The organism is Blastomonas sp. AAP25 (assembly GCF_001295965.1).
Taxonomy (GTDB): Bacteria; Pseudomonadota; Alphaproteobacteria; order Sphingomonadales; family Sphingomonadaceae; genus Blastomonas; species Blastomonas fulva.
Genome location: NZ_LJHP01000006.1, coordinates 71,447 through 96,368, shown reverse-complemented (window position 1 = coordinate 96,368; position 24,922 = coordinate 71,447). Strand labels below are relative to the sequence as shown.

Sequence of the window (24,922 nt, the reverse complement as noted above, 5' to 3'; positions counted from 1 at the left end):
TCTGCGTCAATGCATATCTGCAAATATATGCAGACGTTATGATAAAGTTACCGGAACGGCGGCTCGTTGAAGGCGCGCAGCTTGCGGCTGTGCAGCGAGTTGCTCTCCCCGCGCAGCATTTCGCAGGTGCGGATTCCGATCTGCATGTGCGCGGCGATCGCCTCCTCGTAGAAGCGATTCGCCTGGCCGGGCAGCTTCAGTTCGCCGTGCAGCGGCTTGTCCGACACGCACAGCAAAGTGCCGTAGGGCACGCGGAAGCGATAGCCCTGTGCGGCGATGGTCGCGCTTTCCATGTCGATTGCCACCGCGCGCGATTGCGAGAACCGCAGCGCGCTGGCCGAATAGCGAAGCTCCCAGTTGCGGTCGTCGGTGGTGACCACCGTTCCGGTGCGCATCCGTCGCTTGAGATCGGCGCCGCTGGTGCCGGAGATTTCCTCTGCCGCGCCGGCCAGCGCCTGCTGGATTTCCGCGATGGGAGGGATCGGGATTTCCGGTGGCAGCACATCGTCCATGATGTGGTCGTCGCGCAGATAGGCATGGGCGAGCACATAGTCGCCGATCCGCTGGGTGGGGCGCAGGCCGCCGCAATGGCCGATCATCAGCCACACTTCGGGGCGCAGCACGGCAAGGTGATCGGTGATGGTCTTGGCGTTGGACGGGCCGACGCCGATGTTGACCAGGGTGATGCCGCCGAAATCGGGCGCGATCAGGTGATAGGCGGGCATCTGGTGGCGCCGCCATGCGCTGTCGGCCACCAGCGGGCTGGGGTCGGACCCCGGCTGATCGGTGTACAGCCCGCCCGCGCCCGACAATGCGGTGTAATGGCCCTTGCCGATCTGGCTGCAGGCCCAGCCCACGAATTCATCGACATAGCGGTGATAGTTGGTGAACAGGATGAAGCGCTGGACATGCTCGGGCGGGGTGCCGGTGTAGTGCCGGAGCCGCGCCAGCGAGAAATCGGTGCGCAGGCCGTCGAACAGCGACAGCGGGCGGTCCATGCCCTGGCCGAACGGCAGAAAGCCGTCGGCGATCTCGTCCCCGATATCGGCAAGCTCGGTGGTCGGGAAATGGCGGGCGAGTTCGAGCGGGGTGATTCCCCCCAGGTCCATCCCGGCGATCCCGTCGAGCACATAGGGGAAGGGGATTTCCTGGGTGCTTGCCTCGACCGACATGGCCACGTCGTAGTTCTCGCGCAGCAGGTTCAACTGCTCGGTCAGATAGTCGGCGAACAGGCGTGGCCGGGTGACGGTGGTGGTGTAGAGCCCCTGCGCGTTCAGCCGCCCGAACGCCAGACCGGTGGAGGAGCCGCGCTCGCGTCCATCATACTCGATCCGCAGCAGCGGATAGCTGAAACCGCCATTGCGGCGCTGCTCCGGATCGGGGAGCGTTCCATGCTCGACAAAGGCCCGGATGGCGGTCTGGAGATTGGCAACCGACTGCTCATAATGGTCGGCAAGGGCGGTGATGATCTGGTCTACACTGTTCATGTTCGACGCTTAACGACTTTGCGCGACACTGTCATTACCGGAAAATGACCGCCCCGCTGCGGTTTTTCGAAAGGTTGCAACCTGCGACAGGCACCGCTTATGATGCACCCCACACACCAAAGGGGGGGCAGGAGATGACGATGCACAGGCGAGTGACATTGCAGATGTTGAAAACGGGTCTGGTGGGCTGCCTTGTGCTGGCCGCCGCGCAGATGCCCGCGCTGGCGCAGCAGCCGCCGTCCGGCAACCCGGACGACATGACCGAAGTCAACGCCTTCACCCCGGCGAGCGTGCGCCAGATCCTGTCGTCCTTCGGCACCGCCATCACCATTGCCGACCGGCAGACTCCCGAGGGGCGCCCGTTTGTCGAGGCGAGTTTCGGCCAGCTGAAGATCAACATGTTCTTCACCGCCTGCCCGCCGGGGCAGCCCGATCAGTGCCAGGGGCTTTACCTCCTCGCGTTCTGGCCCAAACCGGCGGAGCGCAACCTTGCCAACCTTACCCAGGCGGCAGGCGACTTCAACCGGCTCTACGAGTTCAGCAAGGCGGGCGTTTCGGTGGCGGGTGAGCCGTTCGTGGCTCGGTATCTGATCAGCGATTTCGGCGTGAAGCGAGGAACGCTGCGGCGCGAGGTCACCAACTTCGTGGTGCTGGCGCAAAGGTTCAACCAGGAAGTCGTCGCGCCGCCTGCGCGGTAACACGACCGATCCGCGCGGCCGCGGGCGGGAATGACACGGGCAACAAAAAAGCCGGGCTCCTTTGTGAGGAACCCGGCTTTTTGTGTGTCGGTATCGAACCCGATCAGGCGTCGGTATCGTCGCCTTCGGCTTCTTCGGTCTCATCCTGCGGGATGAGGCCCGGTTCGGCATTGGGGTCAAACTTTTCGACGAAGCCGGCAGGCTGCTGGTCTTCTTCAAACATCTGACGCATCACGTCGACGCCGGCCTTCTGCAGCTCGGCTTCGTCATCGCTGCGCGCAACGTTGACGGTGACGCTGACCGAAACTTCCGGGTGCAGCGCGATCTTGACCGGGAACACGCCCAGCGTCTTGATCGGGCGTTCCAGGATGATCATCGCCTTGGTGACGGCGGTGGCACCAGCTTCGTTCAGCGCATCCGAGATATCGCGAACCGAGACCGAGCCGTAAAGCTGGCCGCTGTTCGACGATGCGCGGATGAGGATGACCTGCATGCCATCGACCGTTTCGGCACGCTTGGCAGCTTCGTCACGCTTGGCGACGTTGTCGGATTCGATGCGCTCACGGTTGGCTTCGAAGACCTTGCGGTTGGCTTCGTTGGCGCGCAGGGCCTTCTTGTTGGGCAACAGGAAGTTGCGGGCATAGCCGTCCTTCACGGTGACGACGTCACCGATCGAGCCAAGCTTCTCGATCCGTTCGAGCAAAATGATCTGCATGTCTCTTGCTCCTTACTTCACGATGTACGGCAGCAGGCCGACGTGGCGTGCGCGCTTGATGGCCTTGGAAAGTTCACGCTGCTTCTTGCCGGAAACGGCAGTGATGCGGCTGGGAACGATCTTGCCCCGCTCGGACATGAAGCCCTGCAGCAGGCGCACATCTTTGTAATCGATGGCGGGAGCATTCTTGCCCGAGAACGGGCAGGACTTGCGGCGGCGGAAAAATGGGCGTGCCATGTGTCTTTATCCTTCTTGGCTCAAGCGTCGCGGTCGCGGCGGGGGCGACGTTCGCGGTCCTGCTTGCGCATCATGACCGACGGGCCTTCTTCCAGCTCGTCGACGCGCACGGTCAGATAGCGGATGACATCTTCGTTGATCGACGTCTGGCGTTCCAGCTCGGCGACGACGCCGGCGGGGGCGTCGATGTTGAGCATCACGAAGTGCGCCTTGCGGTTCTTCTGAATCTTGTAGGCGAGGTTGCGCAGACCCCAGGTCTCGGTCTTGGTGACCTTGCCTGCGTTCTGTTCGACAATCTCGGTGGCGGTCTGGGCCAGCGCGTCTACCTGGGCCTGTGACAGGTCCTGGCGCGCCAGAAAGACATGCTCGTAAAGCGGCATGTATTGGCTTCCTTTACTCATCTGCCGATCGCTGATGCGCGCACCATGCAACGCACCCCTCCGGCTTTCTTCGAATGCCCGCAGACGATCAGTCGTCCGAAGGCAAGCGCGGGCTAATACCCAGAACCTTGAAGAAAGCAAGCGCGGAGACGAGAAAAAGAGGCATCTGGAAAGGATTCCCGATCAATTCGAGGAGTTGAAGATCAGCACCTTGTTGCGGCCGCTGTGCTTGGCTTCATATAGGGCCGCATCGGCATTGCGCAGAACCTGGCGGTTGGGTTCGCCCGGATTGAACGGCGCAATGCCTGCCGAGAAGGTTACCCGGCCGATATTCTGGCCGTTGTCCTTGTTGACCAGCGAACGTTCGGCCAGCTCCTCGCGAACAGCGTCGATCTGCTGCTTGGCTTCCTGGGTGCTGGTGTTTTCCAGCACGATGACGAACTCCTCGCCGCCATGCCGGGCCAGATGGCAGTTGCCCCGGCCGAACCCGTCGAGCGTCTTGGCCACCAGCTGCAGCACGCGGTCGCCCGCTTCATGGCCGTGGGTATCGTTGACCTGTTTGAAATGATCGATGTCGATGAACGCGACCGAGAGAGGCTCGAAGCGCTCCTTGGCACGGATCGTTGCGGCGGAGAACTGCTGTTCGAACGCCCAGCGGTTGGGGAGGCCCGTCAGCTGGTCGCGCTGCGCCTTGTCGTTGGCCTCGTCGAGCCGGTTGCGCATCTGGCTGAGCTTCTTGGTGCTCTGGTCGAGGCTTTCGCTCGCCTTCTTGGTCGATTGCAGCATCTGCGAGGTGATCTTGAGCAGCGCCTTGAACTGCGCCTCGATCGGCATGTCGGCCTGGTCGGCCGGGTCCAGATCGCGCATCCAGTCGAGCCGCGACTGCAGCACCTCGGCATAGGCCATGCTTTCCTTGCCGCTCTTGCTCAGCGTCTTGAAGCCGCCTGCAAGCAGCGTCTCGCTCTCGGCGACAAGCGCGTTCAGGTCCTTGACCTTCATCTGGCCTTCGCATTCGTCCAGGATTTCCGCAACGATCTCGGGCGACAGCCGCCCGTTGGCATCGAGCTTGCGGTTCACAGCCTCGCGCAGCATCATGTTGCCGCCGTTGAGATATTCCCACGCCAGGCGGTAATGATCGGGCACCGGGTCCAGCTGAACCTGCTCAAGGAACGAGAACACCTTGAGGTACTGGAGCTTGCTGATGTTTTCAAAGACGGTTTCTTCCCGCGGGGCATCGTCCTCTGCCCTGGACTGGCCCGCCAGGATGGAAGCCGCCAGCTTCATCCGGTCCCTGAAATTGCCCCGCTGTACCTGGTGTTCCGCCATCGGTTGAGCCCAATCGTCCTTAATCAACTCTTCACCAGCATTAACGACCGCGCGCCGCAGGCCTTAAGTGGAAACTTGATGTCGAGACGATTTTGTAACCTGGCGTAACCGGGCGGGTCAGAGGGGCGAGGTCCAAAGCTGCCGGGCGACCGCTAGTCCGGCATAGCGCGGCTGGTCGATCAGGCAGTTTTCCACCGCCAGCCGGCGCAGATGATCGTGCTGCATCCGGGTCACGCTGCCAGGCTCGCAGCGCAACCGCTTGCGTAAGGTGCCGGCATCCATGCCGATGTCGGCAAGCCTGTGCTGCTGCAGGGCGGCAAAGCCCGGGCCCATGGCGGCGTCGCGCGCGGCCATGCCCAGCGCGTTGATCGCGACCTTCGCCTCGAACCTTGCATGGCCGCTGGCCTGGTCCGCGATCTGCGCATCGAGCCAGCCGCTCACCGCACCGATCAGCGCCGCGCCGCTTGGCACGCCGTTTTCGGTTGCGTGCTCCGCCTGGGGCCATGGCATCGGGGCTTGTGGCGACGGCAGGTCGTCGGACAGCATCAGCAGCAGGTCGATCTCGACCTCGGACGCGCGCCGCCCGATCACCAGCCGCTCGGGCCCCTCCCGCTCGCTGCGCCGCCAGATATCGGCCATCACCAGGCAGCACACCCCCCACCACAGGCAAGAATAGACCAGCCAGAAGCGGAAGCGCGCCGGATCGACCGCATGGCCGGTCAGCGCCTCGTAATGCTGGAGCATGGCGCCGGGCTGGGCAAATCCGCCCAGCATCTGATCATAGTGGCCAAAGCGCCAGCTGGGGATGCAGCCAAAGGCAAGGTCCTGCACCGGGTCTCCCAGATGCGCGAGCTCCCAGTCGAGCACGGCGGACAGGCCATCGGGTGTCAGCAGCAGGTTGCCCATGCGGAAATCGCCGTGGCACAGCGAAGGCTCGACAGGGTCGGGCAGGGCATGCTCGAGCCAGCCGAAAGCCAGCGCATAGATCGGCGAGACACCGCCCAGCGAATGCCAGCGCTGCTCGAGCTCGGCGACCATCTCGGCAGGGCTGCGACAGGGCAGTTCGGCGGGAAGGCGGCCCGGAGATATGGCATGGATCGCCGCGAGCTGCTCGGCCCATTGGCGTGGCAGGCCTGCCAGCGCGTCGCCATAGGCAGGGTCGCGCAGCAGCACCTGCGGCAAGGCCTCGCCAGCCGCGCAGGCCATGATGAAGCCTTCGCCAAGCCCGTCCTCCGGTCGCAGCCGCGCGCGCACCGCCGGCACCATCACCCCATGCTCGCCCGCTCGCTCGATCACGTCGGCCTGGCCGTCGAGCGAGAGGCTGGCGGATTCGATCGCCGCATCGTCGCCGCTCAACCCTTCGGGCATCCGCCGCAGGATCAGCGGCTCGTCGCCCCAGCCAAAGCGCCAGCTCTGCATGCTCGCACCGCCGGAAAGCCGCTGCAACCCGGTAAGCGGACCGTCGCCGCCCAGCCGCTCGCGGCAAAGCGTTTCCAGCGACGCTGCAAAAAGTGTATCGTCCATGGCGAGGTGTTAAGTGGTCGATTAACAGGCCGCAAGCACCTTGCAACGCTGCGTCATCGGAGATAACGGGCGGCGCTTGTCGCGCGAGACCGGGGGGTCTTGCCAGCGACGGACAGATCGGGGCGAGGGACAGCAGGATCATGACACGCGCATTCATTTTTCCCGGACAAGGCAGCCAGAAGGTCGGCATGGGCAGGGAGCTCGCCGCCTCGAGCACCCAGGCGCGCGAGGTCTTCCAGGAGGTCGACGATGCGCTGGGGCAGAACCTGTTCCGGCTGATGTGCGAGGGCGATGCGGACGAACTGCAGCTGACCGAAAACGCCCAGCCTGCGATCATGGCCAACGCCATCGCCACGCTGCGCGCGCTGCAGCATGAAGCAGGCACCGGCAGCCCGGTCAGCTTCGTCTATGTCGCGGGGCACAGCCTGGGTGAATATACCGCATTGTGCGCAGCCGGATCGTTCGATCTGGCGACCACGGCGCGGTTGCTGAAGATCCGTGGTCAGGCAATGCAGGCGGCAGTACCGGTCGGCGTCGGCGCGATGGCGGCGCTGCTGGGCATCGAGTTCGAGCAGGCTGTCAAGGCCGCCGAGCAGGCGGCGCAGGGCGAGGTGTGCGCGGTCGCCAACGACAACGCGTTCGGCCAGGCGGTCATCTCGGGCCATGCCAGCGCGGTCGAACGGTGCCTGCCGATCGCCAAGGAGCTTGGCGCGCGCAAGGCGATGATGCTGCCGGTCTCGGCCCCGTTCCACTGCGCGCTGATGCAGCCTGCGGCAGACCGCATGGCCGGCGCACTGTCCGAAACCGAAATCCGCGAGCCTGTCGTGCCGCTGTTCGCCAACGTCACCGCAGCGCCGGTGAGCGAGCCTGCGGAAATCGGCGCACTGCTGGTCGAGCAGGTCACCGGCATGGTGCGCTGGCGCGAATCCGTGATGGCGATGCACGCTGCTGGCGTGGATCAATTCATTGAGCTGGGTGGCAAGGTGCTGGTCCCGATGATCAAGCGCATCGTCGAGGATGTCGCCTGCGACAGCCTGGTCGACATGCGCGATATCGAAAGCCTGTTGGAGGCGGTGTGATACTTGCTCCTCCCCTTTGACGGGGGAGGATACAAAGGCTTGTCAGCTTGCTGCCTAGCCGGTGTTGGAGAGGGTGGGGCGGTGTCCGCATTCCCCTCTCGCGCTGCGACTGGGTGGCAAAGCCACCAAGTCTCGCGGCCTTTCCCGCAAGGGGAGAGGCGTTAACAGTCAGGAGACTTCAATGTTCGATCTTACAGGCATGACCGCCCTCGTCACCGGCGCCAGCGGCGGCATCGGTTCCGCGATCGCGCGCGGACTGGCGGCGCATGGTGCGCGGCTGGCGCTGTCGGGGAGCAACGCAGCCAAGCTTGATGCCTTTGCAGCCGAACTGGGCGGCGACCATGTCACGCTGGCGTGCGACCTGTCCGACCCGGCTGCGGTCGATGCGCTCGTGCCGCGCGCGGTCGAGGCGCTGGGCGGGCTCGACATTCTGGTCAACAATGCCGGGATTACCCGCGACAACCTGGCGATGCGGATGAAGGACGACGAGTGGTCCGACGTGATCCGCGTCAATCTGGAAGCCGCGTTCCGCCTGTGCCGCGCGGCTGCCAAGCCGATGATGAAGGCGCGCTTCGGCCGCATGATCTCGATCACCAGCGTGGTCGGTGCCACCGGCAATCCGGGACAGGCCAATTATGCTGCGTCCAAGGCTGGCCTTGTCGGCATGTCCAAGGCGCTGGCGGCAGAGCTTGCCAGCCGCAACATCACCGTCAATTGCGTCGCCCCCGGCTTCATCGCCTCGGCCATGACCGAGGTGCTGCCCGAGGGGCAGAAGACCGCGCTGCTGGGCCGCATTCCGGCGGGCAAGCTGGGCGAAGGGGACGATGTCGCCGCCGCCGTGGTATATCTTGCCAGCCGCGAATCCGGCTATGTCACCGGCCAGACGCTGCACGTGAACGGCGGCATGGCGATGCTGTGACCTGCCGTCGCGGGCAAGCAGCGCGGCGCATCCACCATGTTTGGCTGCGCCCGCCTCTTGCCAGCGATCAAAAGCCGCATTAGGGCGGGCGGGTATTTTCGTTCGCACATCCATTTACACACTATTGAAGGAACTCTGAATGAGTGAGACTGGGGACCGCGTTAAAAAGATCGTGATCGAGCATCTCGGCGTTGAAGCAGAGAAGGTCACCGAGGACGCAAGCTTCATCGACGATCTGGGCGCTGACAGCCTCGACATCGTCGAACTGGTGATGGCTTTCGAGGAAGAGTTCGGAGTTGAAATTCCCGACGACGCCGCCGAGAAGATCAGCACCGTCAACGATGCCATCGAATATATCGACAGCCACAAGGGCTGATCTGCAGCTGACACAGGGGCTGGGCCCGAAGTGCCTGCGCAAACCGCACCAGCGGTCGCAGGAGGGCAGCGTCGTCATGATGCAGATGGCGACCATGTGAAATAGGATGGCTTCCCTGTCTGTCGCGATGCGACCGGGGAAGCCATTTTTCGTTCCGGCCAGTGCCCTCGATCGTTTGAGGGAACTGATCGCACAGAAGATATGCAGGAGTGAGGGCGTATGCGCCGCGTAGTCATAACGGGTCTGGGACTGGTCACGCCATTGGGGGCGGATGTCGAGACGACATGGGCGAACCTCATCGCCGCCAAGTCGGGCGCGGGACCGATCACCCGGTTCGATGCGAGCGATCAGAAGTGCCGCATCGCCTGCGAAGTGAAGCCCAAGGACCATCCCTGGGGCTTTGATGCGGACAAGCGCGTCGATCACAAGGTCCAGCGCCAGGTCGATCCGTTCATCATCTACGGCATCGATGCGGCGGGCCAGGCGCTTGAAGACGCCGGGCTGACCGACATGAGCGAGGAAGAACGCTTCCGCGCGGGATGCTCGATCGGTTCGGGCATTGGCGGTCTGCCGGGAATCGAAAGTGAATCACTGCTGCTGGCCGAAAAGGGTCCGGGCCGCGTATCGCCCCACTTCGTCCACGGTCGGCTGATCAACCTCATCTCGGGCCAGGTTTCAATCAAGTACGGCCTGATGGGACCCAACCATGCCGTCGTCACCGCGTGCTCCACCGGAGCACACTCGATTGGCGACGCAGCGCGGATGATTGCGCTCGACGATGCCGATGTCATGCTGGCGGGCGGCGCTGAAGCGACGATCTGCCCGATCGGCATCGCCGGTTTCGCGCAGGCGCGCGCGCTCAACATGACCTATAACGACCGCCCCGAACAGGCCAGCCGCCCTTATGACCAGGACCGCGATGGCTTCGTGATGGGCGAGGGCGCAGGCGTCGTCGTGCTCGAAGAGTACGAACGGGCCAAGGCGCGTGGCGCGAAGATCTATGCCGAAGTGGTGGGCTATGGCCTCTCGGGAGACGCGTATCACGTGACCGCGCCGCAGCCGGAAGGCAGCGGAGCCTATCGTTCAATGGAAATGGCGCTGAAGCGGGCGAACATGACCCCCGCCGATATCGATTACATCAACGCTCACGGAACTTCGACGATGGCCGACACCATCGAACTGGGCGCGGTCAAGCGGCTGTTCGGCGATGCCATTTCCAACGTTTCGATGAGCTCGACCAAATCGGCCATCGGCCATCTGCTTGGCGGCGCGGGCGCGGTCGAGGCGATCTTCTGCATTCTTGCGATCCGCGATCAGATCGTCCCGCCGACGCTCAACCTCGACAACCCGAGCGAGGGCTGCGAGGGCGTCGATCTGGTGCCTCACACTGCCAAGAAGCGCAAGGTGACCGCGGTGCTCAACAACAGCTTCGGTTTCGGCGGCACCAATGCCAGCCTCATCATGAAGGCGGTATAACGCCATCATGCTGCGCCGATTGGGATGCATCGTTCTGGCCGGAGCCGCGGCCCTGGTGCTGTTGATCGGCGGCAATTTCTATTGGGGCTGGACGGGTGAAGGCCCGGCGCAGCAGGAATTGGCAATCGTCATCCCCGCGGGCAGCTCGCTTGCCCGCGCGGCGCAAGTGCTCGAGGACAAGGGCGCGATCAGTTCGGCAGGGGCCTTCCTCAACCGGGCCAAGGTGTTCGGCGGCGATGATCCGATCAAGGCGGGCGAGTTCGTCATCCCCGCACGCGCCAGCAACGCGCAAATCCTCAACATCCTGCAGGGTGGCGAGGTCGTATTGCGGATGGTCACCGTTCCCGAGGGCATGCCCAGCATCCTGGTGCAGGAAAAGCTGATGCGCGAGCCGTTGCTTACCGGCGAGGTTCCGGTGCCCGAGGAAGGATCGCTGCTGCCCGAGAGCTACAGCTTCGAGCGCGGTGAAAAGCGCATCGCGGTGATGCTGCGGATGCAGAAGGCGATGCAGGACACGATCGCCGAACTGTGGCCCAAGCGCTCGCCCGAAACGGTGGTCAAGACGCCCAAGGAAGCGATCACGCTGGCCGCGATCGTCGAGAAGGAAACCGGCAAGCCGTCCGAGCGCCGGATGATCGCAGGGGTCTATTCCAACCGCATCCGCAAGGGCATGATGCTGCAGGCGGACCCGACCATCATCTACCCGATCACGCGCGGCAAGCCGCTGGGGCGGCGCATTCGCCAGTCCGAGATCGCCGATGTCAACGACTACAACACCTATGCGATGACGGGTCTGCCCAAGGGGCCGATCACCAATCCGGGGCGTGCCTCGATCGAGGCGGTGCTCAACCCGGCGCGGACCGAGGCGCTGTATTTCGTCGCCGACGGCACCGGCGGGCACGTCTTCGCCAACACGCTCGCCGATCACAACCGCAATGTCGAAAAGTGGTTCGCACTGCGCAGGGCGCGCGGCGAGATGTAGTTTTGTCCTGCTGGCGCTGCCCTAGCGGCTCCAGCGGCGCTTTTTCGCAGTCAGTGCCAGCCAGATTTCAAGCGCGATCGATCCTGCGATCAGCGCCTGGAAGCCCAGAACCTCGGCCGTGAGATTGGCCGGATCGCCAAACAGCCACGCGTTCTGCAGCACCAGACCAACGGCCGAAGCGATGAACAGCCACAACGCGACATGCCGCCGCAGCAGCAGCGCGATGACCCCCGCCGTGCCCGCAACGGTGGCGAGCACGAAGCCGTAGAACGCGATCGCGGGACGCGCGGCGTATATCGCCTGCTGTTCCGGCGCGAGCTTGCTCACATCGCCCAGGCCGATCACCGGATCGTACAGCAACGCGATGAGGCCGATGACATTCCAGGCAAGCAACGCGATCGCCAGCAACCAGAACCAGCCAAGCGGGCGGGACATCAGCATTCAGAACCTCCAGAAACATTCAAAATGAAGCTTTCTGCTCATTTTGGCAAGCATGTCACGGAACCATGCATCGGGTCCAACCGGACTGTCGCCGGGAATGCGGTCAACTCATCGAAAAAAGCGATCAGGCCAGTCCAATCAATTCATTTCACTCCGTGCGGCAGGGTCGCTACCTGCTGCAGTGCAAAAACAATTTTCCCCCATCGTTCAAAGGAGTTCTACTATGATTGGACGTCAGGTCCCCAATGTGTGCCTCAAAACGCGCGTGCGCGATGAGAGCATCGAAGGCCCCAATCCGTTCCGCTGGCAGGACCAGCTCACCGGCGATCTGCTTGCCGGCAAGCGCGTCGTCATCTTCTCGCTCCCCGGCGCGTTCACGCCGACCTGCTCGACCTCGCAGGTCCCCGGCTTCGAAGCGCTGTACGACGATTTCCGCGCGCAGGGCATCGACGAAATCTACTGCGTGTCGGTCAACGACGCGTTCGTGATGTACCAGTGGGGCAAGTCGCTGGGCGTCGAAAAGGTCAAGCTGCTTCCCGATGGCTCGGCTGACTTTACCCGCCGCATGGGCATGCTGATCCGCAAGGACCATGTCGGCTTTGGCGAGCGCAGCTGGCGCTATGCCATGGTCGTCGACAACGGTGTGGTCACCGACTGGTTCGAAGAGCCGGGCATCAACGACCACGGTCTGGACAGCGATCCCTATGGCGAAACCGCACCTGAAAACGTGCTCGCCAAGATCAAGACGAAGCAGCTCGAACTCGCATAAGCGAGAGCGCTCGCAATATACCCTGACGGGTCGCAAGCGGGGGGCGCGGAGCAGAGATGCACCGCGCCCCCTTTGTATGTTGCGCAGGCCAAGGCTAAGGCATCGTCATGCGACGCGAACCGATCATCATGACTGCCAGTATGGGCGCGGCGGATCAGGCTTGGGCCAATGCCCTGCGCCGCGCGCATTATCCGCCCGAGCGCAATGTGCTCGATGCGCATGTCACGCTGTTCCACCACTTGCCGGGTGCCTATGAGGCCGAGGCGGTGGCGCGCGCCAAGGCGCTGGCGGCAGAGTTTGCCGCCCCCGATGCCCGGCTGAGCGAGGTGATGAACCTGGGCCGCGGTGTTGCCTATCGCATCCATTCGCCGGGCCTGCTGGCGATCCGCGACATGATGGCAGAAGGGCTGCACGGCCTGCTCACCGCGCAGGACCAGGGCCAGCCCAGGCTCCACATCACGGTGCAGAACAAGGTCGAGCCGGCAGCGGCCAAGGCGCTGCTGCAACAGCTGAGCGCCGAATTCCTGCCGCGTCCGATCGCAATTACCGGGCTGGCGCTGCACCGCTATATGGGCGGACCATGGGAGCCGATCGGCGACTGGCGCTTTCGCGGCAAACAGCGCGCCTGAGCCGGGTCAGCGCCCCAGCGCGCGCGCTCCGGCTCTGACCGCCAGAACCAGCGTCGCAATGATCGCCGTGCCGGTGAGGGCGAACTTGAGCGGGGTCAGCACCGTCTTGGCATCCAGCAGATCGGCACGCCCGCTCAGCGCCAGAAGTTGCACGATATTCTCGGCGTAGTCCGCGACCATCCCGGCCAGCATTGTCAACGCGACCCAGCCCGCCGGTGCGCCACCCAGCCGGATCGCAAGCCCGGCAAAGAAGGCGCCATAGGCCAGCGGATACAGCCCATCATAGATCAGCGTGGCATGCGCGTGCACATCACGCTGCCACGGTGTCAGCTGCGCCAGAAAGGCGCGGGCCTGTGTCCCGTTCAGCGTCAGGTCGAGCATCCCGCCGATCGCATCGCCCGTCTGTCGCAGCAATCCCGCCAGCAGCACCATCGCGCCAAAGCTGATCGCGAGCACCGAGGTGCGGGAAAGGCGGGGAACGGCATCTGGCATCGAACCACTCCTGAAGCTGGCGCGGGTGATCCGGGCGGCTGCGGCAGTGCCACCATGCCCCGGCGCACGCGACAGGGCAATTGCCGGGTGTATCGCGCAGCACGAAGCGGGACGCCTCGCGAAACGGCGATTTGTCGCGGTTTGCGACAATTTGCCACAGCGTCCCCGCGAGGCCAACGGTTCAAGCTGGCTCAGTGGCCGGACTGCGACGGGGCAAGGCAACGCCCGTGTTCCGGCCCCTCATCAGGTGTCTGTTCCAAGGGGGAATACGTGTCCAAATTGAAATTCGGCAGCGCGCTCGCTGCCTGTGCGGTGCTGTGCGCCGGTACTTCGGCCTTTGCCCAGCAGGCGGGCCAGCCGGTCCCGAACATCGCCAATTACCAGGAGCTCAGAAAGTCGTTCCGCATCGGCATCCGGGTCAACAACCAGCTCAACGGCTTCGACCAGTCGGCCCGCTTCGAGCAGGACACGATCGACGACATCATCGACTTTCTCGACCCCAGCGTGATCGCCACCGTGGTCGGCTTCCAGAATGCCCAGCTGGGCGCGGTGTCGGGCGTGTTCGACATTCGCGGCGCGACCGCCGTTGCAGGCTATCTGCAGAACAGCGCGCTGCTGACCGTATCGATCGTCTCGCCGACCGGTCAGCTGGTGACCCAGCGCAATGGTGCGGCGTGTACATTCACCTTCAACGGGATCAACCGGCAGCAGGCGTTCAACGCGTTCGATGCCGCAGTGGACGATGAAGGCACGCCGACCTCGCAAGCGCTGCTCGGCTGTCTGGCGCGTTCGTTCACGCGCTTTTCGCCCGCAGATCCGCTGGCGGGCAACCCGGGCAGCCTTCAGGCGCAGCTCACCCGCAGCGCGCTCGATCTGACCAATGGCGATTCGCTGGTCGAGCAGGACGCACAGCCCGAGGGCGCGAACACGCCCAACGATCCCTGGCTGATCGGCGCAACCTACAACACCGGTTCTGCCGGCCGTTTCGACATCGGCCGGGTGGATGCCCGCGTTCAGCGCAGCTTCCGCATCTTCGAGGGCAACCGCGCGCTGCTCAAGTTCGACCTGCCGTTCAACTATGCCCGGATCAACGGCATCGACAGCTACAGCGCGCAGATCGGCCTGGGGCTGGAAATCCCGCTGATCGAGCGCAAATGGTCGATCGAGCCGCGCATCGGCTATGGCGCGGTCTATTCTGAAAATGCCGGCTCGCTCGGGCACATCCTGCAGGGGTCGATCACCAGCCGCTATGTCATCGACGGGATCGGCCGGGGGCGGCTGATCGTCGGCAACATGGTCGGCTATGGCCAGACGCTGGACACGCCGGGGACGCAGGCGAACATCAACCCCGACCTCAAGAACTGGTCATTGCGCAATGGCGTGGCCTATGACCTGCCGCTCAAGGCGCGGTTGTTCAGCCGGGGCAGCTCGATGCGCGCAAGCTATGCGTTCACGCAGTACTTCGGCAGCGATCTGCGCAACGACAGCTTCCACGAGGCGACGATCTCGTTCGGTATCCGCGGGCGGGAGGATTCGGTGCGGGCCACGCGTGACCTGATCCGGATCAACTTCAGCACCATCCAGGCGCGCGGGTACAGCACCTACAGCGCGGGCATCGGCTTCCGCTTCTGATGCTGCGGCTCGTCCCGTTGCTGGCGCTGGCTCTGGCCTCTTTCGGGGCGTGGCTGATGTCGGCGCCAGATGCCTTCGGACAGAGCCAGGCGCGTGAACCGCGCCTGGCTCTGGTCATCGCCAATGGCAACTATCGCGGGTTCGACCGGCTGCAGGCGACCTTCGGCGATGGCGAGCGGATCGCCGCGGCGCTTTCGGGCACCGGCTTTGTCGATCCCGGCGGCGGCGCGGTGCGCACCCGCCGCGACCTGAGCGCGGCCGAGATGGAGGCGGAGATCGCCGCGTTCCGCGCCGCGCTTGCCACCGCTGGGCCCCAGGCCTTTGGCGTGCTGTACTTCTCCGGCCATGGCGTCGCGCTCGGCAATGGCGGCGATGTCCAGATGGTGCCGGTCGATGGCTCACCGGTCGGACTGGCGGCTGGCGGATCGCTGTCGCGTTCGGCTGTCACCCGCAACCTGATGGGCTCTGGCGCACGCACGGTGCTGGTCGTGCTCGACATGTGCCGCAACACGATATCGCTGCCGGTCCAGCAAGTGTCGACCAGCGATGCGGTCACCGGCGGCGATACGCTCGTCCCCGGATCGAAAGGCCTGCGCCGCGTGATCCGCTCTGCCGAAAGCAGCATTCGGCCCGATCAGGGCTATCTCGTCGCGTTTTCCACCAGCGCCGACCAGTTCGCGTTCGACAATGGCATCTTCTCCAAGGTGCTCGCTGAGGAAATCCGGCGCCCGCAGCAGAACATTGCCGATGCGATGAAGCGCGTGTCGGATCGGGTCGCCATGGCCAAGGCGGCAAGCTTCCAGAAGCCGACTTTCGATTATGGCCTGCAGGGCCAGCCGCCGTGTTTCGTCTCGTGCGATCCCAGCAGCGGCAACCGCTTCTATGACTGCGCGAACTGCCCCTGGATGCGGATCATCCCGGCGGGCAAGGGGGTGATCGGTTCGCCGGTGTCCGAACCCGGGCGCGGCAAGGACGAGGCTGCCCAGCAGACCGCGGTGATCGCGCGCGACTTCGCGATGGGGGTGTACGAGTTGACGGTGGCCGAATGGACCGCGTGCGTGCGGGATGGCGGTTGCCCGAAGCTGTCGACCTGGGCGGCGGACAACCCCAACCCGCTGATCCCGGCGACCAGCATCAGCCATGACGATGCGCTCTCGTTTCTGGGCTGGCTGTCGCGCCAGTCGGGCCGGGCCTATCGCCTGCCCAGCGATACCGAATGGGAATATGCCAGCCGGGCAGGGGCCAGCAGCGCCTTTCCCTGGGGCGACAGCATCACCCCTTCGGAAGCCAATTACGATCATACCGCGCGCTACCAGGGGTCTCCGACGTCGCCCTATCGCGGCTATCCCGAGGCGGTGTCGGGCTATCCACCCAACAGCTTCGGTCTCTACCAGATGCAGGGCAATGTCTGGGAATGGACCTCGCAGTGCCTTGATGCGGCCTGTCGCAACCGGGCGGTGCGCGGCGGATCGTTCGAAAGTGTTCCTGCGGCGCTGCGCTCTGCCAACCGTTTCGGCGTGGCTCCAACCAAGCGCCGCGACGATGTCGGGCTGCGGGTGGCGCGCGACCTGGAACCGGACGAAGCCGGGGTGGGCGGCTGAGCCATGCGCGCTGCCTTGCGCCTGTGCAGTCTGGTTCTCGCGCTGGTCGCCGGGGTCGGCTCGCTACCCGCCTATGCCGAGACCCGCGCAATCCTGGTGGGCGTGTCGCGCTATCAGTCGGCCAGCATTCCGGACCTTGCCGGACCTGCAAATGACGTGTCCGCGATGGAGCGGCTCGCGCGCAGTCTTGGCGCCAGCGACATCGTGACGCTCGCCGATGGCGCGGTCACCCGGTCCAGCGTCGAGACCGCGATCCATGACATGGGCCAGCGCAGCCGCAGCGGGGATTGGGTGCTGTTCTATTTTTCGGGTCATGGCGCGCAGGCGCGCGCGCAAAATCCTGACGAGACCGATGGCGCCTATGACCAGTTCGTGCCGCTGCCGGGCTTCGATCCTGTGGGACAGGATCCGGAAAGCTTCATCGTCGACAAGGACTTCTATGCGTGGATGAAGCGCTATCTGCCGCAGGATGTCGCGATCCTGATGGTCGTCGACAGCTGTCATTCGGGCACCATGCACCGCGCCATCGATCCGCGCACCTTCGCCTTCACGCCGCGCATCGCCTTCCGCCCCGGCGAAGCCCGCGCGATCGAGCTGGTGGCGCGGCCCGGGCCAAGGCTGGGTGCGCTCGGGGCGGACGCGACGCCGGGCGTCGTACCCGGCGAGATTGCGGTGCCCAGGCGCGAGGACCTGCCCAATCTGGTCTATATCGGCGCATCGCGCGACGATCAGCTGGCGCTGGAAGCGGCGCTGCCGCAGGAGGGCGCACCGCAGCGCGGCGTGCTCACCTATGCGCTGGAACAGGCGCTCAGCCTGCCGGGCAGCAACGATCAGTCGCCGGTGGCGGATCTGGATGGCGACGGGCTGGTCACGGTGGTCGAGATCGGCTCCTATCTCAACAGCCAGGTGCGCATGCTCACCGCGCAGCGGCAGGAAAGCACGTTGTTCTTTCCCGCAGGCTGGGCCGAACGCCCGGTGTTCGCGGCAGTGCCCGTTCCCCGGCTGACCTTCGATCTGCCTGCGCCCTCTGTGATGATCGCCGGGCAGGGCGACGACCTTGCCACCGCCCCGCAGGACGCCGCCTGGCAGCTGGCGGCATCGTCCAACGAGGCCGATTTCCTGTGGCTGCTGGGCTCGCGCGAGGTGCTGCGCAGCTCGGGCGATGTGGTGGCCAGCGGCATCGCCAGCCAGGCCGCCTTTGCGGGCGTGATGGACAAATGGCAGGCGATCCTGACGCTGCGGCCTTTGGTGTCCGAGCTGGCGATGCGGCTGACGGTGAATCCGCTGGGGTCAGACGCGCTCTATGGCGAGGGTGCGCCGATCGCGGTGGCGCTGGCCCGCACCCGGCGCGGCGGCGGGCCGCGTTACGCCACGGTGTTCAACCTCGCCTCGGACGGCACGGTGCAGTTGCTCTATCCGCTGGGCCCGGATGGCGACGGGCAACTGGACGATGCGCTTCAGCAGTCGCTGCTGGAGACGGTCGTGGTGCCGCCGTTCGGGGTCGATCACCTTGTAGCCCTCGCCACCCCGGATGTTCCCGAAGCGCTGCGCGCTGCCCTGCGCAACGCCGATGGCCAGCGCGCGGCAGGGGGCCTGGCAGCGCTGATCCGCGCAGAGCTCAAAAAGGGGCGCGGCAAGGCCTCGCTGTCGATCGCGGAACTCTACACGGGCAACTGAACGCCGCGCCAGGCGAGCCAGGGCGCGCGCGACGGCGGCGGTGCAGAGCGGCTTTTGACAAGGGCTGCTGGGGGGTGCTGGCGGAGCGGGTGGGATTCGAACCCACGATAGGCTTTTGACCTATACACACTTTCCAGGCGTGCGCCTTCGACCACTCGGCCACCGCTCCGCTTGTCCTGGGAGCCGCCCCCCTAAAGGCAAGTGCGGACCAGTGCAAGAGGTGGTTTGGCGGGCGCGGCGGGGGCCGTGCCGCGCTGGCTTACAACACCATGTGATAGTTCAGCGCCAGGCCCGAAATGCTGAGCTGTTCGGGCCTGGTCTCGACGGTCTTGAGTGTCAGTGTCGCCCTTGCCGCTTCGGTCAGCAGGATCTCGCTGCGCGCGGCAATGTCCTCCCCCAGCTTGCACGCCAGGTTCATCTCGTCGCCGAACAGATCCTCGTCATCGATGTTGAGCACCGCGCCATAGCCGATCCCGATCGAGGCATAGAGCCTGCGATCCTCGGGCAGGATCAGGTTCGCGGCCTTGAGCTGGCGCACGATCGCGCGCGCGGCGCGCACCGCGTCATCGGTCGTATCGAACAGGCAATAGAGGTTGTCGGCCTCCGCCTTGACCAGCAGCCCGCCCTTGTCCTCGATCTCGGGCATCGCCAGACGTTTCATCTGGTGCACCATCAGCAGGAACGCCGCGATCCCGTGTCGCTGGGTGGTGCGCGAAAAGCCGCTCATGTCGAGCACCATGACCGCGCGGGTTTCGCAGAACACCTGCTCGATGGTTTCGGCCAGCGTTGCCATCCGGTCGGGAGTTTCGATCATGTCGTCGAGCAGCCGGTCGAGCGTCGCGCGGCTGTTGCGCAGCGACAGCGGGGTATCATCGTTTTCGTCAGGAACAGCCATGATATTCTCCCCCGCGACCCTGCAAAACCTGCACCGGCTTGCGCGGTTTCGCAAGCGGTCAGCGCGTGATAGCGTGTCCGCCATGACAAAGACCCGAATCCGCTCCGCCTTGCTGAGGTCCATCGCTGCACTGGCCCCGCTGGCGCTGTTGGCGGCTGCCGAGCCGCCACCTGCCAGCCCAAGCCCCGGCGAGATCGTCGAAGCCGCGCCGGCTGCGCATTGGACTGCGATCGCGGCATCGGATCTGCTGGTGATGGAGCTTGCCCCCGATGCGGCGGGCAAACCGCGCCGGGTTGTTATCCAGCTGATGCCCGCGCCGTTCAGCACCGGCTGGACCGACAACATCCGCAAGCTCGCCGCTGCCAAATGGTGGCATGGCCTCGCCATAGTGCGGGTGCAAGACAACTACGTCGTGCAATGGGGTGATCCCGACGGCGAGGACGCGGCCAAGGCGAGGCCGCTGCCTGCCGGGATCGCGCAGGTCCCGGAGAGCGGGTATGTCATCGGGATGGATGCCTTTGATGCAGCCGTAAAGGAATGGTTGTCGGCGGACGACAGCGCCGGGGCCGCTGGAGCCTCCGCTACGGCTATTGGCGAGGAAGTATCGCAGGACGATGGTCGCCCTTGGGCCGGGCCTGACACATACGCCAAGACGCTGGATTTCTTCCGTGGTTGGCCGATTGCCGGAAACGATGAAAATGTGTGGCCAGTGCATTGCTATGGCATGGTCGGTGTCGGGCGCAACCTGTCGCCCGACACCGGCAGTGGAGCAGAGCTCTACACGGTGATCGGCCATGCGCCACGCCACCTCGACCGCAATATTGCGCTTGTGGGCCGGGTGGTCGAAGGCATCGAGCATCTGTCCAGCCTGCCGCGCGGTACGGGCGAATTGGGCTTCTACGAAACGCCCGCAGAACGCACGCCTATTGTGTCGGCTCGCCTGGCGTCGGACTTACCGGAAGCGCAGCGCCCCAGGCTCGAATACCTCGACAGTACCAGCGAATCATTCGTCCGTTACGCGCACGCGCGGTCCAACCGCAAGGACGCGTTTTTCAACATCCCCGCAGGCGGTGCGGATATTTGCAACATTCCAGTGCCAATTCGGAAAATTACGCAATAATGTAATAAAGTAACAAAATGATGTCGCACAGGGAAGGCGGTGCAGGTAAGCCATGGGCAAAACATCCAGCAGGAGAAGTCTGTCATGCGCGTCGGAACCGTCAAGGAAATCAAGAACCACGAATACCGCGTCGGCCTGACGCCCGAGAGCGCCCGCGAACTGGTGCAGCACGGCCATGAGGTCTGGGTGCAGAAGGGCGCAGGCCTGGGCATCGGCGAGAGCGACAACGACTATCTGCGCGCTGGCGCCAAGCTGATCGACACCGCGGCCGAAATCTTCGCCGAGTGCGAGATGGTGGTAAAGGTCAAGGAACCGCAGTCGGTCGAGCGTGCGATGCTGCGCGAAGGCCAGATCCTGTTCACCTATCTGCACCTTGCGCCCGACCCTGAGCAGACCAAGGATCTGGTCGCTTCCAAGGCGGTGTGCATCGCCTATGAAACCGTCACCGATGCCAGCGGCGGTTTGCCGCTGCTCAAGCCCATGAGCCAGGTCGCAGGGCGCATGTCGATCCAGGCGGGTGCGACCGCGCTCGAAAAGGCGCACGGCGGACGCGGCATCCTGCTCGGCGGCGTTCCGGGCGTGGCGCCCGGCAAGGTCTGCGTGATCGGCGGCGGCGTCGTCGGTTTCAACGCCGCGCAGATGGCGGCAGGCCTTGGCGCCGACGTTACCATCCTCGATCGCAACCCCGAGGTGCTCGAGCGGCTGGGCTATTATTTCGAATCGCGTGCCAAGACGCGCTTTGCCAACGCCGCCAATGTCGCCGAATGCGTCGCGGCCGCCGATCTGGTGATCGGCGCTGTGCTGATCCCCGGCGCTGCCGCGCCCAAGCTGGTGACGCGCGAGATGCTTTCCACGATGCGTCCGGGCGCGGTGCTGGTCGATGTCGCGATCGACCAGGGCGGCTGCTTCGAAACCAGCCACGCGACGACGCATGCCGAGCCGACCTATATCGTCGATGGCATCGTGCATTACTGTGTCGCCAACATGCCCGGCGCGGTTGCGCGCACCAGCACCTATGCGCTCAACAATGTTACGCTGCCGCATATGCTGCGCATGGCCGACAAGGGCTGGAAGGACGCGCTGCGCTCTGACGCACATCTGGCCGCGGGCCTGAACGTGTGGAACGGCCGGGTCACATACAAGGCGGTGGCGGATGACCTTGGCTACGACTATTGTCCGATGGAAGAGGCGCTCGCCTGAGGCGCCCACAGCGCAGCAGGAGAGCTTCATGATCGCAGCCCATCAGACCCCCGTCGATTCGCCTTTCGGTCGCCACAGCGAACCGCATGAGGTGCTCGCCGGGATCGATCTGACAGGCAGGAATGCGATCGTCACCGGGGGCTATTCGGGCATCGGGCTGGAAACGGTGCGCGCGCTGGCGGCAGCGGGCGCATCGGTCACCGTGCCTGCGCGCGATAGTGCCAAGGCGCACGCCGCGCTGGACGGCATCAAGGGCGACATCCGCATCGCGCTGATGGACCTTGCCGATGTCGCATCGGTGCGGCGTTTTGGGCAGGGCTATGCCGAGAAGGTCACGCGGCTCGACCTGCTGATCAACAACGCAGGTGTCATGGCGTGCCCGGAAACACGGGTGGGGCCGGGCTGGGAGATGCAGTTCGGTACCAATCATATGGGCCATTTCGCGCTGGCCGACGTTCTGCTGCCGCTGCTTGAGCGTAGCGGTGAATGCCGCGTGGTGGCGCTGTCATCGACCGGGCACAAGCTTTCCGACATCCGCTGGGACGACCCCAACTGGAGCGATGGCAGCTACGACAAATGGAAGGCTTATGGCCAGTCCAAGACCGCCAATGCGCTGTTCGCGGTCGCGCTGAATGCGCGGCTGGCCGAAAGCGGCGGTATGGCGTTTGCCGTCCACCCCGGCGGCATCATGACCCCGTTGCAGCGGCATCTGCCGACCGAGGAAATGGTCGCATTGGGCTGGCTGAACGAGCAGGGCGAGATTGCCGAGGGTGCCCGCGCCATGTTCAAGACACCCGCGCAGGGCTGCACCACCACGCTGTGGGCCGCCACCAGCCCGCTGCTACACGGCAAGGGCGGGGTCTATTGCGAGGATTGCAACATCGCGGCAGTCTCCAGCGGCGAGCCCGTCCGCTATCGCTTTGTCGAGCCGCACGCGGTGGACAGCGACAGTGCCAAGCGGCTGTGGGACCTGAGCGGCCGGTTGCTCGCCCACGCCTGAGCCGCAAACTGCCCTAGCGGAAATCCGCAAACGCGATGAGCTTGCGAAACCCGGCCGTGCAGCTGGGCTTGCCATCGACCACGCGCTGCTCGACCCAGATATCGCCCGAGTGATACCCCCATTGCGCCAGCCGCTTGCGGGGTTGCGCCACCGTCTGCCCGCCCAGCCAGCGCGCGACCGCAGGTTTGAGCGCCAGCCGCGCGCGGCCTTGCGCGTTGCAGGCGCGGGTGCCGTGCCAGCTTTCGATGTTCCTCGCGAGATCGGCCTGGACGCGGGTCCGCTTGCCTGGGGGAGTGCCGTGATCGGCCGAGCGGAAGGACAGCATCTGCGCCTGGGCGGGCCAGCCGAGCACGACCCATGCACCCAGCACGCTGGTCAGGAACAGCGCCAGACCTATCGCCACTCGCCGCATGGAGTCCCCCGAAGGCCGTCCTGCCGATGGCAAGACCCAAACACCCCGATCGATCGGCCCGATGCTGTGGCCGGGTGACAAGGGTGGCCTGATCGCCGGGGCCGGGGCACGAAAGATGGCCAGCAGCCAGTTGGGTCGACGAATACCCCCGGTCCCGCCGATCAGACCATGATCCTGCTAGCGCAAACGGGGCGAAACTAGGCTGTAGCAAATTGTTGCGAAGCGGTGAAAATCGCGGAGTATGCAGGTGACGCAGGCGTTACTCGATCAGGTCAGCCGCACCTTGGGGGTGGCGATCACCACCTTGTTGAGCAGCGCCTGCACCTCGGCATCGCCCTGCCACTGCTGGGCGATGCGCTTGTTCAGCGTCGCCGAATACCAGCGTTCGCCCAGCATCGCTGCCTGGCGCAGCAGCGCGACCAATGTCTCGCGGTCGCCCATGCTGGAGGCCTGGAAGGCGGGGGTCATCCGCGTCTTGCGCTCGCCTGCGGCAAATTCGCGCTGGGCATCGGCCACCAGCACCAGATGCGCTGTCGCCGGATTGCGGACGACCGCCGTATCCAGTTTCTGTGCAAGCGCGAGCAGCTCGGGCACCTTGCGCAGCCTGGCCAGCTCGCCGAATTCACGGGCATAAGCGCGGATGTCGCCGCGCGAGATATGCGCCCAGGCCAGGCAGTTGCGGATCGTCGCATCGTCGGGATATTGCGCCTTGAGCTGGTTGAGTTCCATCAGCGCACGACGGTCTCTTCCCGCCTGCCAGTGCGCGCACGCGCGTTCGATCGCGATCGCCGGAGTGCCCGGCAACAGCAGCTGCGCGGTATCATACTCGCGCTGCGCCGCCGTATCCTGGCCCAGATCGGCCAGAACGTTGGCGTACCAGAAATGGCTCAGGCCATCGTGCGGGTCGAGCGTCAGCGCGCGCTGGAACGAATTCACTGCGCGCTGGGCGTCATAGCTCCACCAGTACTGGATGAAGCCATTGGCACGGTGTGCGGCTGGCAGGCGGCTGTCGAGCTTCAGCGCCTGTTCGACGGCGGATTTCGCCGCGCTATAGGCCCGGCTCTCGGTCGCCGCGCCGTATTCGCGCGTGATCAGCCATGCCTCGGCAAGGCCTGCATAAGCGGGCGCGAATTCGGGATCCGCGGCGATCACGCGCTCATACAGCCCGATCGCCCGGCTGAGCGCGGCGGGCGTGCGGCGAGCCCACAGATCACGCGCGGCGACATAGTCGCTGGCCACCTTGGGGTCGCGGGGCAGGGGGACGATCTGTTCGCTGCGCGGTTCGCCGGGCGACTGCGCCCCGCCAAGCATCGGCAGCGACACTGCAAGCACGCCAGCCAGCGCCACCGCGCCGAGGGAAGGCCACAGCCAGCGCCGGGACGATTGCGACGGTGCATCCGTCCCGAGCGATTGCGTCTGAGGCGCGGACGGTGGCGGTGCGCTGCTGGCGGGCAGCGGAGCTTCGGGCTCGGGCGCTGCCGGCGCGTTAGCTAGGTCGTCCTGCTCGGCGCGGCGAGCCCAGGTGGCAAGCTCGCGCTCATAGGCGAAAACGGATCCCTGTTTTCCGCCGGGCAGGCGGTGGACGGGCAGGTCACGCTCGCGCGCCCAGCGCATTACGGTCGTCCGGTCACGGCGGAAATATCCGGCGATAGACTTCCAGCCATCCAGTCTGCGATCGGGGGATTCCGGCTGGTTCACCACTGGTCTCACAGATGCCTAAGCGCGCGCTCAGCAGCCCGGACACGCACAATAGCCGCCGGAACGCACGCCGACATTATCGGCAATCTGCCGATGGAGTCTATCTAAAATGCTGAAAACCAAGCGGATCATGGCCGCTTAAAATCTCGGCGGGGGC

At 65.0% G+C, this 24,922-nt stretch carries 25 protein-coding genes and 1 tRNA gene; 14 read left to right on the top strand and 12 right to left on the bottom strand.

Going from position 1 to position 24,922, the window contains the following annotated elements:
* Positions 1-47: 47 nt before the first annotated feature.
* Positions 48-1,487: an AMP nucleosidase gene (locus IP68_RS08035; RefSeq protein WP_054134462.1), complete on the bottom strand. Its 1,440-nt coding sequence runs from the start codon at positions 1,485-1,487 to the stop codon at positions 48-50.
* 164 nt (positions 1,488-1,651) lie between these two features.
* Here IP68_RS08035 and IP68_RS08030 point away from each other — a divergent pair, with 164 nt between their 5' ends.
* Positions 1,652-2,185 carry a YbjN domain-containing protein gene (locus IP68_RS08030; protein WP_054134461.1) on the top strand — a complete coding sequence of 178 codons (534 nt, stop codon included), beginning with the start codon at positions 1,652-1,654 and terminating at the stop codon, positions 2,183-2,185.
* A 103-nt stretch (positions 2,186-2,288) separates the two neighbouring features.
* Here IP68_RS08030 and rplI read toward each other — a convergent pair whose 3' ends face one another.
* The 5 genes from rplI to IP68_RS08005 form a co-directional block, all read right to left on the bottom strand.
* Entirely contained in the window at positions 2,289-2,900 is a 612-nt protein-coding gene (gene rplI / locus IP68_RS08025) for a 50S ribosomal protein L9 (protein WP_054134460.1), read from the bottom strand.
* A 12-nt stretch (positions 2,901-2,912) separates the two neighbouring features.
* The gene (gene rpsR / locus IP68_RS08020) at positions 2,913-3,137 is read right to left on the bottom strand and encodes a 30S ribosomal protein S18 (RefSeq protein WP_017670246.1); all 225 of its coding nucleotides are present in this window, start codon (positions 3,135-3,137) and stop codon (positions 2,913-2,915) included.
* A gap of 20 nt (positions 3,138-3,157) precedes the next feature.
* Positions 3,158-3,517 (bottom strand): 30S ribosomal protein S6, encoded by a 360-nt coding sequence (rpsF, locus tag IP68_RS08015; protein ID WP_054134459.1) that lies wholly within the window; start codon positions 3,515-3,517, stop codon positions 3,158-3,160.
* Between the two features lie 183 nt (positions 3,518-3,700).
* A complete protein-coding gene (locus IP68_RS08010) occupies positions 3,701-4,843 on the bottom strand; it encodes a GGDEF domain-containing protein (RefSeq protein WP_082382215.1) in 1,143 nt (380 codons plus the stop codon).
* 117 nt (positions 4,844-4,960) lie between these two features.
* Positions 4,961-6,367 carry a phosphotransferase family protein gene (locus tag IP68_RS08005; protein ID WP_054134457.1) on the bottom strand — a complete coding sequence of 469 codons (1,407 nt, stop codon included), beginning with the start codon at positions 6,365-6,367 and terminating at the stop codon, positions 4,961-4,963.
* A 140-nt stretch (positions 6,368-6,507) separates the two neighbouring features.
* Here IP68_RS08005 and fabD point away from each other — a divergent pair, with 140 nt between their 5' ends.
* The 5 genes from fabD to mltG all read left to right on the top strand — a co-directional run bounded on the left by fabD (position 6,508) and on the right by mltG (position 11,199).
* Positions 6,508-7,446 carry an ACP S-malonyltransferase gene (fabD, locus tag IP68_RS08000; protein ID WP_054134456.1) on the top strand — a complete coding sequence of 313 codons (939 nt, stop codon included), beginning with the start codon at positions 6,508-6,510 and terminating at the stop codon, positions 7,444-7,446.
* 181 nt (positions 7,447-7,627) lie between these two features.
* The gene (fabG, locus tag IP68_RS07995; RefSeq protein ID WP_054134455.1) at positions 7,628-8,365 is read left to right on the top strand and encodes a 3-oxoacyl-[acyl-carrier-protein] reductase; all 738 of its coding nucleotides are present in this window, start codon (positions 7,628-7,630) and stop codon (positions 8,363-8,365) included.
* A 139-nt stretch (positions 8,366-8,504) separates the two neighbouring features.
* Positions 8,505-8,741 carry an acyl carrier protein gene (locus tag IP68_RS07990; RefSeq protein ID WP_023836488.1) on the top strand — a complete coding sequence of 79 codons (237 nt, stop codon included), beginning with the start codon at positions 8,505-8,507 and terminating at the stop codon, positions 8,739-8,741.
* 219 nt (positions 8,742-8,960) lie between these two features.
* Entirely contained in the window at positions 8,961-10,217 is a 1,257-nt protein-coding gene (gene fabF / locus IP68_RS07985) for a beta-ketoacyl-ACP synthase II (RefSeq protein ID WP_054134454.1), read from the top strand.
* A gap of 7 nt (positions 10,218-10,224) precedes the next feature.
* Positions 10,225-11,199 (top strand): endolytic transglycosylase MltG, encoded by a 975-nt coding sequence (gene mltG, locus IP68_RS07980; protein ID WP_117352359.1) that lies wholly within the window; start codon positions 10,225-10,227, stop codon positions 11,197-11,199.
* Positions 11,200-11,220: 21 nt separating this feature from the next.
* On the opposite strand, the gene IP68_RS07975 is transcribed toward mltG, so the two are convergent.
* Complete coding sequence (locus IP68_RS07975) at positions 11,221-11,640, bottom strand: hypothetical protein (protein WP_054134453.1); 420 nt, start codon at positions 11,638-11,640, stop codon at positions 11,221-11,223.
* 223 nt (positions 11,641-11,863) lie between these two features.
* Between IP68_RS07975 and IP68_RS07970 the strand changes: the two genes are divergently transcribed.
* Both IP68_RS07970 and IP68_RS07965 read left to right on the top strand, forming a co-directional pair.
* The gene (locus tag IP68_RS07970; RefSeq protein WP_054134452.1) at positions 11,864-12,409 is read left to right on the top strand and encodes a peroxiredoxin; all 546 of its coding nucleotides are present in this window, start codon (positions 11,864-11,866) and stop codon (positions 12,407-12,409) included.
* Positions 12,410-12,516: 107 nt separating this feature from the next.
* Positions 12,517-13,038: a 2'-5' RNA ligase family protein gene (locus tag IP68_RS07965; protein WP_054134451.1), complete on the top strand. Its 522-nt coding sequence runs from the start codon at positions 12,517-12,519 to the stop codon at positions 13,036-13,038.
* Between the two features lie 6 nt (positions 13,039-13,044).
* On the opposite strand, the gene IP68_RS07960 is transcribed toward IP68_RS07965, so the two are convergent.
* Positions 13,045-13,530: a hypothetical protein gene (locus IP68_RS07960; protein ID WP_054134450.1), complete on the bottom strand. Its 486-nt coding sequence runs from the start codon at positions 13,528-13,530 to the stop codon at positions 13,045-13,047.
* Positions 13,531-13,800: 270 nt separating this feature from the next.
* Here IP68_RS07960 and IP68_RS07955 point away from each other — a divergent pair, with 270 nt between their 5' ends.
* Genes IP68_RS07955 through IP68_RS07945 form a run of 3 tightly spaced genes read left to right on the top strand, consistent with a single transcriptional unit; the run spans position 13,801 to position 18,440 of the window.
* A complete protein-coding gene (locus tag IP68_RS07955; RefSeq protein ID WP_156317989.1) occupies positions 13,801-15,162 on the top strand; it encodes a hypothetical protein in 1,362 nt (453 codons plus the stop codon).
* Positions 15,162-16,763 carry an SUMF1/EgtB/PvdO family nonheme iron enzyme gene (locus tag IP68_RS07950; RefSeq protein ID WP_054134448.1) on the top strand — a complete coding sequence of 534 codons (1,602 nt, stop codon included), beginning with the start codon at positions 15,162-15,164 and terminating at the stop codon, positions 16,761-16,763. Before IP68_RS07955 ends, IP68_RS07950 begins: the two co-directional genes overlap by 1 nt.
* A gap of 3 nt (positions 16,764-16,766) precedes the next feature.
* Positions 16,767-18,440 (top strand): caspase family protein, encoded by a 1,674-nt coding sequence (locus IP68_RS07945; protein ID WP_054134447.1) that lies wholly within the window; start codon positions 16,767-16,769, stop codon positions 18,438-18,440.
* Between the two features lie 78 nt (positions 18,441-18,518).
* Here the strand turns inward: IP68_RS07945 and IP68_RS07940 are convergent.
* Both IP68_RS07940 and IP68_RS07935 read right to left on the bottom strand, forming a co-directional pair.
* Positions 18,519-18,609 (bottom strand) — tRNA-Ser (locus IP68_RS07940).
* Positions 18,610-18,699: 90 nt separating this feature from the next.
* Complete coding sequence (locus IP68_RS07935; protein ID WP_054134446.1) at positions 18,700-19,335, bottom strand: adenylate/guanylate cyclase domain-containing protein; 636 nt, start codon at positions 19,333-19,335, stop codon at positions 18,700-18,702.
* Between the two features lie 82 nt (positions 19,336-19,417).
* Here IP68_RS07935 and IP68_RS07930 point away from each other — a divergent pair, with 82 nt between their 5' ends.
* The 3 genes from IP68_RS07930 (at position 19,418) to IP68_RS07920 (ending at position 22,655) form a co-directional block, all read left to right on the top strand.
* Positions 19,418-20,455, top strand: a complete 1,038-nt coding sequence (locus IP68_RS07930) for a peptidylprolyl isomerase (RefSeq protein ID WP_054134514.1) — start codon at positions 19,418-19,420, stop codon at positions 20,453-20,455.
* Positions 20,456-20,539: 84 nt separating this feature from the next.
* On the top strand, positions 20,540-21,655 hold the full coding sequence (ald, locus tag IP68_RS07925) for an alanine dehydrogenase (protein ID WP_054134445.1): 1,116 nt from the start codon (positions 20,540-20,542) through the stop codon (positions 21,653-21,655).
* A 28-nt stretch (positions 21,656-21,683) separates the two neighbouring features.
* Positions 21,684-22,655 (top strand): oxidoreductase, encoded by a 972-nt coding sequence (locus IP68_RS07920; RefSeq protein WP_054134444.1) that lies wholly within the window; start codon positions 21,684-21,686, stop codon positions 22,653-22,655.
* 13 nt (positions 22,656-22,668) lie between these two features.
* Here the strand turns inward: IP68_RS07920 and IP68_RS07915 are convergent, their stop codons facing one another.
* The gene (locus IP68_RS07915) at positions 22,669-23,067 is read right to left on the bottom strand and encodes a hypothetical protein (protein ID WP_156317988.1); all 399 of its coding nucleotides are present in this window, start codon (positions 23,065-23,067) and stop codon (positions 22,669-22,671) included.
* Between the two features lie 267 nt (positions 23,068-23,334).
* Entirely contained in the window at positions 23,335-24,765 is a 1,431-nt protein-coding gene (locus IP68_RS07910) for a tetratricopeptide repeat protein (protein ID WP_054134442.1), read from the bottom strand.
* Positions 24,766-24,922 lie beyond the last annotated feature (157 nt).

Excerpts from the sequence above, each read along its gene's own strand:
- IP68_RS08035 (WP_054134462.1), bottom strand. The coding sequence starts at position 1,487 with ATGAACAGTGTAGACCAGATCATCACCGCCCTTGCCGACCATTATGAG.
- IP68_RS08030 (WP_054134461.1), top strand. The coding sequence starts at position 1,652 with ATGTTGAAAACGGGTCTGGTGGGCTGCCTTGTGCTGGCCGCCGCGCAG.
- rplI (WP_054134460.1), bottom strand. The coding sequence starts at position 2,900 with ATGCAGATCATTTTGCTCGAACGGATCGAGAAGCTTGGCTCGATCGGT.
- rpsR (WP_017670246.1), bottom strand. The coding sequence starts at position 3,137 with ATGGCACGCCCATTTTTCCGCCGCCGCAAGTCCTGCCCGTTCTCGGGC.
- rpsF (WP_054134459.1), bottom strand. The coding sequence starts at position 3,517 with ATGCCGCTTTACGAGCATGTCTTTCTGGCGCGCCAGGACCTGTCACAG.
- IP68_RS08010 (WP_082382215.1), bottom strand. The coding sequence starts at position 4,843 with ATGGCGGAACACCAGGTACAGCGGGGCAATTTCAGGGACCGGATGAAG.
- IP68_RS08005 (WP_054134457.1), bottom strand. The coding sequence starts at position 6,367 with ATGGACGATACACTTTTTGCAGCGTCGCTGGAAACGCTTTGCCGCGAG.
- fabD (WP_054134456.1), top strand. The coding sequence starts at position 6,508 with ATGACACGCGCATTCATTTTTCCCGGACAAGGCAGCCAGAAGGTCGGC.
- fabG (WP_054134455.1), top strand. The coding sequence starts at position 7,628 with ATGTTCGATCTTACAGGCATGACCGCCCTCGTCACCGGCGCCAGCGGC.
- IP68_RS07990 (WP_023836488.1), top strand. The coding sequence starts at position 8,505 with ATGAGTGAGACTGGGGACCGCGTTAAAAAGATCGTGATCGAGCATCTC.
- fabF (WP_054134454.1), top strand. The coding sequence starts at position 8,961 with ATGCGCCGCGTAGTCATAACGGGTCTGGGACTGGTCACGCCATTGGGG.
- mltG (WP_117352359.1), top strand. The coding sequence starts at position 10,225 with ATGCTGCGCCGATTGGGATGCATCGTTCTGGCCGGAGCCGCGGCCCTG.
- IP68_RS07975 (WP_054134453.1), bottom strand. The coding sequence starts at position 11,640 with ATGCTGATGTCCCGCCCGCTTGGCTGGTTCTGGTTGCTGGCGATCGCG.
- IP68_RS07970 (WP_054134452.1), top strand. The coding sequence starts at position 11,864 with ATGATTGGACGTCAGGTCCCCAATGTGTGCCTCAAAACGCGCGTGCGC.
- IP68_RS07965 (WP_054134451.1), top strand. The coding sequence starts at position 12,517 with ATGCGACGCGAACCGATCATCATGACTGCCAGTATGGGCGCGGCGGAT.
- IP68_RS07960 (WP_054134450.1), bottom strand. The coding sequence starts at position 13,530 with ATGCCAGATGCCGTTCCCCGCCTTTCCCGCACCTCGGTGCTCGCGATC.
- IP68_RS07950 (WP_054134448.1), top strand. The coding sequence starts at position 15,162 with ATGCTGCGGCTCGTCCCGTTGCTGGCGCTGGCTCTGGCCTCTTTCGGG.
- IP68_RS07945 (WP_054134447.1), top strand. The coding sequence starts at position 16,767 with ATGCGCGCTGCCTTGCGCCTGTGCAGTCTGGTTCTCGCGCTGGTCGCC.
- IP68_RS07935 (WP_054134446.1), bottom strand. The coding sequence starts at position 19,335 with ATGGCTGTTCCTGACGAAAACGATGATACCCCGCTGTCGCTGCGCAAC.
- IP68_RS07930 (WP_054134514.1), top strand. The coding sequence starts at position 19,418 with ATGACAAAGACCCGAATCCGCTCCGCCTTGCTGAGGTCCATCGCTGCA.
- ald (WP_054134445.1), top strand. The coding sequence starts at position 20,540 with ATGCGCGTCGGAACCGTCAAGGAAATCAAGAACCACGAATACCGCGTC.
- IP68_RS07920 (WP_054134444.1), top strand. The coding sequence starts at position 21,684 with ATGATCGCAGCCCATCAGACCCCCGTCGATTCGCCTTTCGGTCGCCAC.
- IP68_RS07915 (WP_156317988.1), bottom strand. The coding sequence starts at position 23,067 with ATGCGGCGAGTGGCGATAGGTCTGGCGCTGTTCCTGACCAGCGTGCTG.